Origin of the sequence: Reichenbachiella agariperforans, assembly GCF_900142205.1 — a bacterium.
Classification (GTDB): Bacteria; Bacteroidota; Bacteroidia; order Cytophagales; family Cyclobacteriaceae; genus Reichenbachiella; species Reichenbachiella agariperforans.
The window spans coordinates 974,843-987,920 of sequence record NZ_FRAA01000001.1 but is presented as its reverse complement, the minus strand read 5'-3'; the positions used below and the strand labels follow the sequence as shown (position 1 = coordinate 987,920).

Here is a 13,078-nt window from a genome sequence, read left to right as displayed (position 1 = left end):
TTATTAGAATAAAACGTCACATCATGAATCAGTGGAAAGCATTATTATTTCTCATCAGTATAACTACTTTGTCAGCCTGTTCTGATCCACAGCCTACTGTATTGGATTTTTCTGATGGGGAGATAGATTACTCTGGAAGGATTGATAGCACCAGCGGAGTTGCTGCCGATTTATATTGGTCAGGTACTTCGATTAAGTTGGATTTTGAAGGAGAATCTATCTCTGCATTGATGCAGGATGAGAGAGGGGATAATTATTACAATGTCATTATTGATGAAGACAGTATGTATGTTTTGAGACCTGATACGACCAAAAAGTATTATCAGTTGGCGTCAGGTCTGTCTGGAGGGAAACATAGCGTTGAGTTGTTCAAAAGGACAGAATGGGACAGAGGGAAGACGATCTTTTATGGTCTCAAAATAGAGGGGGATGCGAAGGTGTTGCCTAAATCGAGGGAAGAGAAAAAGAAAATTGAGTTTTACGGTAACTCGATTACAGCGGGGTATGCTGTAGACGATTTCTCTGGGAAGGATCGTTCGGATAGTATTTTCACCAATCACTACTTGAGCTATGCGGCGATTACCGCTAGGCATTATGATGCTGAGCGTCATACGATTTGTAAGAGCGGTATAGGGATAACGATTAGTTGGTTCCCTATGATTATGCCTGAGATTTATGATAGAATCAATCCAGAGGATCCAAGTAGTTCATGGGATTTTTCACTGTATACCCCCGATTTGGTCGTGATTAATTTGCTACAAAATGACTCTTGGTTGGTGAATATGCCAGAGCGAGAGGAGTTCAAAACCAATTTTGGTGATACTGCTCCGACAGACGAATATCTGACTCAGGCGTATCAGGGTTTTGTGTCTCAGATCAGAGGACACTACCCTAGTGCAAGTATCATTTGTATGCTGGGTAATATGGATGCAACTCAAGAAGGATCGAAATGGCCTGGTGTTGTAGAAAGTGCTGTTGATGCGCTTCAGGACGAAAATATCTATACTTATTTTCAGCCTTTCAAAAATACAAGCGGTCATCCCTCGATCGAGGAGCAGCAGATCATGGCAGATGGATTGATACAGTTCATCGATGAGAATATTACTTGGTAGAAGGAGAGGAAAAGGAAGTCTACTTCTGAGTCGATCGTGTAGAGCCACGGACGATGATGTCGGTCTTTAGGACTTGATCCACAGGAGGTAAGTCTTCGTCTTTGGCCTCTAGTTCGAGTATCAATCGACGCGCTGCGGCTTTACCCATTTCTATTCCTGGCTGGGCGATAGAGGTCAGTTGTGGTTCGGTGAGCGAGGCGAATTGCCAGTTGCTAAACCCCATGATCGCGATATCTTCGGGGATTTTGAGTCCTGCATCTTTGATGGCTTTCATGGCACCATAGGCTGCCACGTCATTGTTGGCGAAGATTGCGTTGGGGCGTTCGGATAGTTTTAACAGTTCGTTGGTACAGCGGTATCCTTCTTCAAAATCCCCCTTGCCACAATACTGAACATAGCCTTCTTCAAAGTAGAGTTTATGTTTCTCTATGCCTCGTTTGTACCCTGCCAGACGCTGCTTGCTGATGTTGAGGTTTTGTGGACCTGCTAGATGTGCAATTCTTAGGTGATTTTCTATCACGAGGTGATCTACCGCCGACTCTGCACTTTCGAAATCATTGATGGTGATGGTGCTACAGTGGAGCTCGTCGGTGGGAACTCTGTCAAAAAACACCAATGGGATATTCTTTCGTTGTATTTCACGAAAGTGGTCAAAATTGGTCGTTTCCTTAGAATAGGAGATTAGCAGTCCGTCTACTCGGTGGGCCAATAATGCCTTGGTATCGATCACTTCTTTCTCATAATCTTCATTGGATTGACAAAACATAACTGTATAGCCTTTCTTATATGCGACCTCTTCTATACCTGAGATTACGGTCGAAAAGAAGAAGTGTACGATTTCAGGAATGATGACACCTATCGTATTGGTGCGTTTGCTCCTGAGACTCATGGCTATGGTATTGGGTTCATAGTCGAGCTTTTCGGCCAGTGCATTGACTAGGCGCTTTGTTTCAGGGCTGATGTCTGGATGATCTTTGAGTGCTCTCGAAACAGTAGAGGGCGATATGCCCAGTTCTTTGGCTAGATCCTTTATAGTGACGGCTGACTGTTTCATGGTATAGTTTAAATCACAATAATATCAGAGAATGTTCAATTATCAATTGTTGGGCATCCAGGTTTGGACTAGATGTAGTTAGTATTGAATATGTGGTTGTGTAAAAAGTACAATTTACGCTTATTAGTTTTGTATGTCCAAGAGATGTGTACTGAAAAAGGGTGTTTTTGAAAAATTCGTAAAAATTGTTGAAAATATTTTTTCACCGCAAACGTTTGCGGTTTCGGTTTCGGACGAAAAAGTGCTGTTCAGGACATTGAAAACTCTTGTTTGATAAAATATTATCGCTATAATTGGATGTTGACTAAAGTGAAGCATGTGTGAAGAAAGACTATCTCCCGCCCTTCATGATTAGTAATAACCTAATCTTTTGTTAAGAATTTTTTAATAATGCCATAAGTGAGATAAGTGTCGATTTCTAAGAAAGGATAAGTATTCTTTAAAAGCAGACTTAGAATAGTACAATTATTGAAAAACTTAATTATTTTAAAATCAAAGGTTATGAAAAACTATTACCTGTTTAATTTCAGGGGACTATTGGTTTTAGGCGCATTGCTGCTGACTACAGCGATACAAGTCTATGCACAAACCAAGGTCGTCACTGGAGTAATTAAAGATGCTGAGTTAGGAGATGCCCTCCCGGGTGTCAATGTCTTGATTCAGGGGACGCAAACTGGTACTGTATCCGATTTTGATGGGAGATATTCCATCTCTATTCCTTCGGATGAAACAGTTCTCGTATTTTCTTTTGTGGGATACCAATCTAAGGAGACTACTGTTGGATCGAGATCGAACATAGATGTATCCATGGACTATGATGTATCTGCACTCAATGAAATCGTCGTAATAGGATATGGAGAAGTAGAGAAGAAGGATGCTACAGGTTCTATCGTGGCACTGGGTAGTAAGGACTTCAACAAAGGAGCAATCTCTACACCACAAGAGCTAATCGTAGGTAAAGTGCCTGGTGTAGTGGTCACTACTGGAGGTGGTGCTGCGGGGACAGGTTCTACTATTAGAATTCGTGGTGGATCTTCTCTGAGAGCCAACAACGATCCGTTGATCGTAGTAGATGGTATGCCGCTAGAGAGTTCTGGTATATCTGGAATGGCCAACCCACTCGCGACCATCAACCCTAATGATATCGAAACTTTCACAGTACTCAAAGATGCTTCTGCGACCGCTATCTATGGGTCTAGAGCTTCTAATGGTGTGATTATCATCACTACTAAGTCAGGTGGAGGAGACAAACTCAAGTTCAGCTACAATGGCAATGTATCGATCGGTGTACCAGTTAAGACGCTAGATGTCTACAGCGGTGACGAATACAGAGCATTGATCCAAGATAGAATCACTAATCATGGATTGACGGACGTAGCGGATAATACGCTAGGTACTGCTAACACGAATTGGCAAGACGAAATCTATCAAAATGCGATTTCTACAGATCACAACCTAAGTGTATCTGGAGGAGGTGAGATATTGCCATATAGAGTGTCTGTGGGATATACCAATCAAGACGGTATACTCAAGAAGAACAATATGGAAAGAACCAGTTTGAACGTATTGTTGACGCCATCATTGCTCAACGATAACTTGAAACTGTCTATAAATGCCAAAGGATCCATCATCGAAAATGATTTTTCCAACCCAGACGCGATTGGTGCAGCGGTACAGTTCGATCCCACGCAACCGATCAAAAACGGAAATACGCGCTATGGCGGATACACCGCTTGGACGACTGACCCGAATGATATCAATAGCTTACCCATCACGATTGCAACGAGCAATCCAGTGGCGCAGCTAGAGTATCGTGACAACAAGGCGACAGGTAAAAGAATGATCTTAGGTGGTAAAGCGGAGTACAGATTGCCATTTGTGGATGGATTGAAAGCCACTGTCAACGTAGGGTATGACTATTTTAACTCCGTAGGGCATGATGTAATGGATACCTTGGCGTCATGGTCATACAGAGAGCCTAGCAATCAGGTGAAAAAATACGAGCAAACAAAGGAGAACTCTTTGTTAGATTTCTATCTCAACTATAACAAAGGGCTAGAGTCTATTGATAGTAAGATTGATCTGACCGGCGGGTACTCTTACCAGCATTTCTACAACGAGGGCTTTAGTAGCAACAGACCTGTTGCCATGACTGATGGTGTTTTTGAAGGAGCCAACAGAGATGATTATAAGAATGAATACTATTTGATCTCTTTCTTTGGTAGACTGAACTATACTTTCAAAGGTCGTTATCTTTTGACGGGTACGGTCAGACAAGATGGTTCGTCAAGATTCGGTGAAGACAACCGATGGGGGCTTTTCCCATCAGTAGCTTTTGCATGGCAGATCAAAGAAGAGAGCTTCTTGAGAGATGTAGATGCCTTGGAGACTTTGAAACTAAGAGTGGGCTGGGGACAGACAGGTCAGCAGGATATTGGGGATACCTACTATCCATATATCCCAACATATACGGGTAGTCAGACAGGGGCATACTATCAGTTTGGCAATAGCTTTTATCCTACGCAGCGACCAAACGCTTATGATGCCAATATCAAATGGGAAACGACTACCACGCAAAACATCGGATTGGACTTTGGGTTCCTAGATGGCCGAATCAGTGGTTCGGTGGATGTGTACCACAGAGAGACTGAGGATCTGATCAACGAAATTCCGATTGCGGCAGGGACTAACTTCAACAACTTCCTAGTGACTAACGTCGGTTCTTTGGTCAACCAAGGGGTGGAAGTAGCCTTGACAGGTGCGATTATTTCTACACCAGACTTGACATGGGAGCTATCTGGTAACCTGACATATAATGAGAACGAGATCACCAAGATGACACTCGTGGATGATCCGTCCTATACTGGAGCACCTACAGGTGGTATCAGTGGTGGTGAGAATAACAATATTCAAATCAACTCAGTGGGTAGACCGATCAATACTTTCTACATGTTCGAGCAGATCTATGATCAGAACGGCATGCCTATCGAAGGATTGTATGTTGACAAGACAGGAAATGGCGGAAATGTGTCAGGGGATAACCTGAACAAGTATTACCTCCAAAATCCAGCACCAGAGTATTTGATAGGGATTTCTTCTCGTGTTAACTACAAAGGATTTGACTTCTCGTTTTCGGGAAGGTTGAACTTGAATAACTACGTGTACAATAACAACGCGTCTAATCTTGGTATCTACCAAAACCTCTACAACCAAGCAGGCTACAACGCCAACATCTTGACTGATGTAGAGAAGACGCAGTTTATGACGGCACAGTATTGGTCAGATTTCTACCTAGAGAATGCTTCCTTCTTCAGAATGGATAACATCACCTTGGGGTACAGCTTTGAGAAGTTCTTCACGGACAAAGTCAATGGTAGAATATCCTTTACTGTCCAAAACGCATTTGTGATCACAGACTATACAGGATTGGATCCAGAAGTATCAGGAGGAATAGATAACAATCTCTATCCAAGACCAAGAACCTACATGGTAGGTCTAAATCTTAATTTCTAAGAATCGATTTAAAAGACAAAGAGATGAAAGAATCTAAAATAATATATACAGTAGTGCTTTTCGTAAGCATACTATTGGGTGGATGTGTGAATGACCTAGATGTCAGTCCGATCGATCCAGATGTCAATACGCCAAACAACGTGTTTGACAGTGAAGAAGCGTACAAAGAGGCATTGGCCAAGTTGTATGCCAGTTATGCTCTCAGTGGTCAACTAGGTAACGGTGGAGGAGATCCAGATATCTCTGGGATCGACGAGGGATTTGGTAACTACATTCGCCAGTATTGGAGTTTGCAGCAGTTGTCTACGGATGAAGCGATCATGGCATGGGATGATGCTACGATCAAGAATTTTCACTGGCAGACTTGGGCACCTAATGATACATTTATTGCAGCGATGTACTCTAGGATATTCTATACTGTGACCATCAGTAATGAATTCATTAGAAATGTAGATGCAGCCATAGGAGATGCGTCAGGGACGTTCAAGACGGACTTAGAAGCATACAAAGAAGAAGCGAGATTTATCAGAGCATTTTCTTATTGGCATGCGATCGATATGTTTGGCAATGTGCCTTTCGTGACCGAAGAGGATCTGCCAGGCGCTTTCTTTCCAGAGCGAATTTTGAGAGCAGATTTGTTCGATTATATCGAGACAGAATTATTAGACATAGAGTCTAAAATCACTGCAGTAGGTAACAATGAGTATGCACGTGCTGATCAAGGTGCAGTATGGATGCTGTTGGCTAAACTGTATTTGAATGCCGAAGTGTACACTGGTACAGAGAGAAATAGCGATGCACTGACTTATGTAGAGAAGATCATCGGTGGAGGTTACAGTTTGGAACCTGTATATGAGAACTTGTTTCGTGCGGATAACAACCTGAGCAACGAGATTATCTTCCCGATTGCTTTTGATGGACAGAATACACAGCAGTACGGTGGGATGACTTTTCTTCTCCACGCATCTGTAGGTGGCGATATGCCGCTCAACGGAATCGATGGTGGATGGGGTGGTATTCGTGCCATTCAAGACATGGTAGAGAAATTTGGCGTATCAGAGTCAGATTTTTCGACGGCTGACCCTGAGTTTACAGCCATCACGGACAAAAGAGGAATGTTCTACTACGATCCAGCGAGCTGGGAGTGGGACATCACCAACGTAGGTACTTTCACCCAAGGGATCGGTGTGACCAAGTTCAAGAATATCAGTTCGGATGGAGGAGAAGCGCCTAATGCACACCCTACTTTTGTGAGTACTGATTTGCCAGTATTTAGATTGGGAGATGCGTATTTGATGTACGCAGAGATCGTCGTAAGAGGCGGAGGTGGAGACATGGGGACCGCGGTAGGCTATGTCAATGAACTCAGAACGAGAGCCGGTGTAGGCTCTATCACTGCTGCAGATATGGATTTGGATTTCCTTTTGGATGAGCGATCTAGAGAGCTATACTGGGAAGGACACAGACGTACTGATTTGATTCGTTTCGGCGAGTTTACTGACGGTACAGAACACTGGGAGTGGAAAGGAAACGTTCAGTCTGGTGTAGCCACTGATGCTTATAGAGACCTTTTTCCTATCCCGTCCAATGACCTCAATGCCAACCCGAATTTGGAGCAAAACGATGGTTATCCGCAGTAAAGAAGTGGACGTGTCAGTTCGGCTGGCACGCTCATGCTATTCTTTATTATCAATCAAAGACTAAAAAGAAATAAGATGAAAAATTTTATATACATCACATTGACACTGTTGGTTGGCTTAGGGCTGGTGACAGGATGTGAACAAGAAGAGGCTAAAAAAGTAGTAGATCTATCTGGTGAAAATTCTGAAGCACCGATGATAGAGAATGCAGCGACAGGGTCAGCTGATCTTAGTATGGAGACGTCTGGTGACGTATTCGAAGTATTTAATTGGACGGCTGCTGACTATGGTCAAGCCGTGGCAGTAGGCTATGTCTTGAAAATGGATATAAACTCCGATTTCAGTACAGCAACCAATCTGATAACTACTGAAGAGTTGACCGCTAGTGTGACGGTCAAGCAGATCAACGACGCTGCGATCCTATTGGGTGCAGTGACAGGAGAGGAGATCGATATCTATATTAGAGTCGTGTCTCAGATCAATGGCGTAGATGAGTCAGCGATCGCATCGTCTGATGTAGTGAGAACGGTGACGCCTTATGAGGTTATCATAGACTACCCAGCGATCTACGTGCCAGGGGCGTATCAAGGTTGGTCTCCAGGTGCAGAAAACGGGAGGTTGTACTCGTATGACTTTGACGCAGTATACGAAGGAATCATTCGTGTCATCGACGCAGCTAATCCTACTGGAGATGTCAGTTTTAAGGTTACTCCTCAAGCTGATTGGTCACCTACTGCTTGGGGTGGTACATTGACTGCTGCAGGTACTGGGTACACTGGTGATCTTGATGCATCAGGTGGAGATTACTCAGTAGCGGCAGGCGTATATGCTTTTAAAGTAGATACTGAAGGTATGACTATTGAGATGACCAAAGTTGATGATTGGGGTATTATAGGTGATGCCACTCCAGGTGGATGGGATAACGATACTGACTTGATCTACAACGGCCAACTCAAAGTGTGGGAAATCACAGTTGATTTAGTAGTAGGAGGCCTCAAAATTAGAGCCAACGATGAATGGGTCTCTGACTATGGAGATGACGAAGCGGATGGTACGCTGGATGCAGGTGGAGCGAACATCTCTGTAACCGAAGCAGGCAGCTACACGCTACAGTTCGATTTGGAAGGCTTGACCTATACGATGACTAAAAACGAAGAATAGTTTATTGAGACTACCTCAGGATTCGTCCTGAGGTAGTTTTTTGCTTTTAGTAGGCTGATGCCTGTCTTACCCCACTTATAACTAAGTCTTTGTCAATAGTTCTTAGTTCTCATTACAACTATACAATTATTAAAAAAACATTTCTATGAAGATTCGGCTCCTAGTCTTTCTGATGTGCATGACCACTTGGTGTTATGGACAGTTTACTACCGATCCTGCGATACCTATTGCCGACCAACCGATGACCTTGACCGTCGATGTGACGGGGACGCCACTGGCGGACTATACTGATGATATATGGCTATGGGCTTGGGTAGAGAATGCCACCGCAGATGCCGATGCACCGACCAATGTCAATCCTGCTACCGATGATCAGAGTGATGCACTAATGACCAGATCTGATTCAGATGCCAACGAGTACACGATTACGCTGACGCCTACCACTTTCTTTGGCAAAGAAGCCAGCGAGATAGAAGAAATGGGCTTTTTGCTCAAAGGCCGTGACTGGGCCAATGGCCAAACGCCAGACTATGCTATAGAGATTGTCTCTAATCAGTTTGTAGTCAAAATAACTACGCCCAATACGAGTACACTGCTAGTGGATGCAGGAGAGACGATATCCGTGGCAGCTTCTGCCAGTGCCGCTGCTACACTTACGCTAAAAGTAGATGGAGTAACTGAAACGACTGTACCCAGTGCTACCGAGTTGACTTATGATTTGACCGCTCTAGCTAGTGGTACTCATAGAGTGACCGTCATGGCTGACAATGGAACAGACCAGTCTGCAGATGAATTTACCTACACGGTTCGTGGGGTGACTGTCGAGCAAGAAAGACCTACAGGAATAGTCGACGGGATCAACTATCACGCTGCTACAGATAAAGTAACCTTGTCGGTATGGGCGCCCCTCAAAAGTTCAGTTTACGTGGTGGGAGAGTTCACCGACTGGCAAGTAGATGCAGCCTTTCTGATGAAGAAAGACGGAGAGCATTTTTGGCTCGAAGTGGATGGCCTCACAGCTGGTAAAGCCTATGGCTTTCAGTATTTGGTAGATGAAACGATTTGGATAGCCGATCCTTATGCAGACATGATTTTGGATCCAGATGATGTCTGGATCATTGATGATTCCTATCCCGATCTGATAGATTATCCAGCGGGGGCGATGCATGACAACTGGTATGAAAACAGGGTAGCGGTCTTGGAGACAGGGCAGAGTGAGTATGTATGGACTGATAGCAACTTCGAGCAGCCCGACAAAGAAGATTTGATTATCTATGAGTTATTGGTTCGAGATTTTCTTGGAGAGGAAAACATGAACTACCAAGCACTCATCGATACACTGGATTATATCCAAGGTTTAGGTGTCAATACCATCGAACTGATGCCGATCATGGAGTTCAATGGGAATGATAGCTGGGGCTACAACCCGACGTTTATGTTCGCTGTAGATAAAGCCTACGGTACAAAAAATGACCTAAAGGAATTTATCGACGAAGCACACGGTAGAGGCATGGCGGTCATACTAGATATGGTGATGAATCAAAACGATATCCCATCACCCTATGCACAGATGTACTTTGACTATGATGCCTTTGCACCGACGGATGAGAATCCATGGTTCAACAGGGTACCAAAGCATCCTTACAACGTATTTGCTGATATCAACCATGAAAGCAGTTATACGCAGACATGGTTGGACTCGATCAATCACTATTGGATCAAGGAGTTTCATTTTGATGGCTATCGATTTGACCTATCCAAAGGCTTTACGCAAGTGGATTCTGGAGATGATGTAGCCAAGTGGGGCAACAAGGACGATAGCCGCATCGCGATTTTGAAGCGAATGGCTGACCAGATTTGGGCGCATTCGCCGGATGCCTATGTGATCCTAGAGCACTTTGGTGACAATGACGAAGAGACCATTCTTGCAGACTATGGCATGATGCTTTGGGGCAATAGTCATGGAGACTTTAAAGAGGCGAATCTGGGCTATGCCAGTGGTAAGTCAGTAGAATGGGCTTATGCTGGCACACGGGGCTGGCAAGACAATCATGTGATTGCTTACATGGAGAGTCATGACGAGGAGCGCCAGATGTTTGATATGCTAACCTATGGTAGCAGTGATGGCAACTACAGTACACGTGACTTGAAAAGCGCGGCAGATAGACTCAAAATGTCAGCGACGTTTTTCTTCAATATCCCTGGGCCAAAGATGCTGTGGCAGTGGGGCGAGTATGGTTATGACATCTCGATCGAAGAAAACGGCAGGACAGGTAGAAAACCTGCTCATTGGGAATATCTAGAAGAGGCCAATAAAGCGAGTGTCTATCAAACTTACAAGGAAGTACTGGCACTCAAGGATCGTTATCATGTCTTTGCAGATGGAGACTTTACTTGGCAGCCAGATGGAGAACTTAAGGCCATTCACCTGTCGAACGCCGATACGAGTGTGGTGATCCTGACTAATTATGGATTGAAATCTCAGTCTATCGCTCCGGAGTTCCAGCATACAGGTACGTGGTACGATTTTTTTACGGGAGACGAACTAGAGATAGATAATCTCAATATTGAATTGATCTTTGATCCAGGAGAGTATCACATCTATACCGATCACAAACTACATACACCGGATATCGATGTGGTATTAGGTGTAGCAAGCGTGGGTAACGAAGGGATGGAGGTGTATCCAAACCCATCGAGCAACCAATTCAAAGTGGACTTAGGATCGTCAGGCTGGAATCAGTCAGCGGTCAACTGGTCACTTATCGATATCTTAGGCAGGACAGCGTTAGCAGGCAGCGGGCAGGTGCAAGATCTTTCTATCCCTGTGCAGCAGATTCGTAGCGGAGTGTACACACTACGGGTGTCGCAGGGTACACATGTGCTACAGCGTAAAGTCATTGTACAATAAATCCATAAGCCAAAATCTATCATGATGAAATTTCAATCCGCAATCAATATTGGTCTTTCTGCTCTAATTCTCTTATTTTCTTGTCAACAAACGGATCAGAAAATGCCAGAGACCATGAAGCAAAAAGAAGACTACAACAACGCAGTATTCTACGAAATATTTGTGCAGTCCTTTGCCGACTCTAATGGTGATGGGATCGGAGACATCCCAGGGATGACTGCCAAGCTGGATTATCTAGACGACCTTGGGGTCAATGCGATATGGCTCATGCCTATGTCACCTTCGCCGAGCTATCACAAGTATGACGTGATAGACTATGTAGGAATACATCCAGATTACGGGACGATGGAGGATTTTAAGGTTTTTATCAAAGAAGCACACGCAAGAGACATTCGCGTGGTGATGGATTTTGTGATCAATCACAGTTCGTCCGAGCACCCGTGGTTTTTGGATTCCAAAACAGGAAAGGATGCCAAGTATAGAGACTACTATGTGTGGGCTGACAAGGATTCTATCGCAGAACAGATCGCCAAGAAAGAGACTTCTTTTGACTCTGATAATATTCGCCAATGGCACCCCGTTACGGAGGAGGATACCGTTTCGGAGCATTATTATGGATTCTTCTACGGAGGGATGCCAGACTTCAACTACGATAACCCTGCGGTTCGCAAGGAGTTTTATGATGCAGGTAAGTTTTGGTTGGAAGAGATTGGTGTAGATGGCTTTAGACTGGACGCAGCAAAGCATATTTATCCAGACGATAGAGCGGAGGATAGCCATGCGTTTTGGAAGGAATTTAAGTCCGAAATGGAAAAGGCCAACCCAGATGTCTATCTCATCGGGGAAGTTTGGTCAGATGCCAAAAATGCCTCGCCTTATGCAGCAGGCTTTACTTCTCTGTTCAACTTTGACCGTGCTTTTAGTATCCTAGAGTCGATTAATGAAGGAGAACAAAAAGCCGCACAGATCGCTGGTCATGGCTATGAAATGAATGCAGATGTACATGTCGCAGATGTGATCAACGAGTCGCTACCATGGTTCAAGAACTACAACAAGGATTTCATTGAAGCGAGTTTCTTGAGCAATCATGACCAAAACCGCGTGGGTTCTGTGTTGGGAGGAGATAAGGAGAAGATTAAACTTTCTGCAGCGATCTTGATGACACTACCGGGTACACCCTATATCTACTATGGCGAGGAACTAGGGATGCTAGGGATGAAGCCAGACGAGAACATCCGAGAGCCTATGCTGTGGGATGTGAAAGCCAAAGATAGCTACCGTACGACATGGATGACGCCAGCGTATAGCACAGAGAAGACGGTCACGCCAGCTTATATACAGCAGAAGGATTCCCAGTCGATCTACTCGGTGTACAAGGAACTGATAGCACTAAAGGAGACTGATTTATTCTCAAAAGGGGATATCAAGAAAGTGGAGACAGAAGATAACGCGGTATTGGCTTTTGAAAGAAACTACGAAGAAGAGAAAGCCATCGTCTATCATAATCTATCTGCAAAACCCGTAACTCTTCCCTACGATGCAGTAGGGTATGAGGTAACGTGGAGCAACGGAAAGACAGATGTCAGTAGCGAAGGAATACAGTTAGGAGCTAGAGCGAGTGTAGTGCTCATCAAATGATATATAGTAATTAGTCTAAGTTTTGAGCCACCCAGACGGGTGGCTTTTT

Annotated in this window: 7 protein-coding genes; 6 read left to right on the top strand and 1 reads right to left on the bottom strand. The window is 44.2% G+C overall.

What is annotated here, in order from left to right:
* The first annotated feature begins 23 nt into the window (after positions 1-23).
* Complete coding sequence (locus BUB99_RS03765) at positions 24-1,112, top strand: SGNH/GDSL hydrolase family protein (protein WP_073119543.1); 1,089 nt, start codon at positions 24-26, stop codon at positions 1,110-1,112.
* Positions 1,113-1,131: 19 nt separating this feature from the next.
* Here BUB99_RS03765 and BUB99_RS03760 read toward each other — a convergent pair whose 3' ends face one another.
* Positions 1,132-2,166 carry a LacI family DNA-binding transcriptional regulator gene (locus BUB99_RS03760; protein ID WP_073119541.1) on the bottom strand — a complete coding sequence of 345 codons (1,035 nt, stop codon included), beginning with the start codon at positions 2,164-2,166 and terminating at the stop codon, positions 1,132-1,134.
* Positions 2,167-2,667: 501 nt separating this feature from the next.
* Here BUB99_RS03760 and BUB99_RS03755 point away from each other — a divergent pair.
* The 5 genes from BUB99_RS03755 to BUB99_RS03735 all read left to right on the top strand — a co-directional run bounded on the left by BUB99_RS03755 (position 2,668) and on the right by BUB99_RS03735 (position 13,029).
* Positions 2,668-5,679 carry a SusC/RagA family TonB-linked outer membrane protein gene (locus tag BUB99_RS03755; protein ID WP_073119539.1) on the top strand — a complete coding sequence of 1,004 codons (3,012 nt, stop codon included), beginning with the start codon at positions 2,668-2,670 and terminating at the stop codon, positions 5,677-5,679.
* Positions 5,680-5,702: 23 nt separating this feature from the next.
* Positions 5,703-7,319, top strand: a complete 1,617-nt coding sequence (locus tag BUB99_RS03750; RefSeq protein WP_073119538.1) for a RagB/SusD family nutrient uptake outer membrane protein — start codon at positions 5,703-5,705, stop codon at positions 7,317-7,319.
* Between the two features lie 75 nt (positions 7,320-7,394).
* Positions 7,395-8,480 (top strand): SusE domain-containing protein, encoded by a 1,086-nt coding sequence (locus BUB99_RS03745; RefSeq protein ID WP_073119536.1) that lies wholly within the window; start codon positions 7,395-7,397, stop codon positions 8,478-8,480.
* 145 nt (positions 8,481-8,625) lie between these two features.
* Positions 8,626-11,391, top strand: a complete 2,766-nt coding sequence (locus BUB99_RS03740) for an alpha-amylase family glycosyl hydrolase (protein WP_073119534.1) — start codon at positions 8,626-8,628, stop codon at positions 11,389-11,391.
* Between the two features lie 114 nt (positions 11,392-11,505).
* Complete coding sequence (locus BUB99_RS03735; protein WP_221407481.1) at positions 11,506-13,029, top strand: alpha-amylase family glycosyl hydrolase; 1,524 nt, start codon at positions 11,506-11,508, stop codon at positions 13,027-13,029.
* The last annotated feature ends 49 nt before the right edge of the window (positions 13,030-13,078 follow it).

Coding starts and splice junctions, on each gene's coding strand:
- BUB99_RS03755 (WP_073119539.1), top strand. CDS start 2,668: ATGAAAAACTATTACCTGTTTAATTTCAGGGGACTATTGGTTTTAGGC.
- BUB99_RS03740 (WP_073119534.1), top strand. CDS start 8,626: ATGAAGATTCGGCTCCTAGTCTTTCTGATGTGCATGACCACTTGGTGT.
- BUB99_RS03750 (WP_073119538.1), top strand. CDS start 5,703: ATGAAAGAATCTAAAATAATATATACAGTAGTGCTTTTCGTAAGCATA.
- BUB99_RS03735 (WP_221407481.1), top strand. CDS start 11,506: ATGAAGCAAAAAGAAGACTACAACAACGCAGTATTCTACGAAATATTT.
- BUB99_RS03760 (WP_073119541.1), bottom strand. CDS start 2,166: ATGAAACAGTCAGCCGTCACTATAAAGGATCTAGCCAAAGAACTGGGC.
- BUB99_RS03745 (WP_073119536.1), top strand. CDS start 7,395: ATGAAAAATTTTATATACATCACATTGACACTGTTGGTTGGCTTAGGG.
- BUB99_RS03765 (WP_073119543.1), top strand. CDS start 24: ATGAATCAGTGGAAAGCATTATTATTTCTCATCAGTATAACTACTTTG.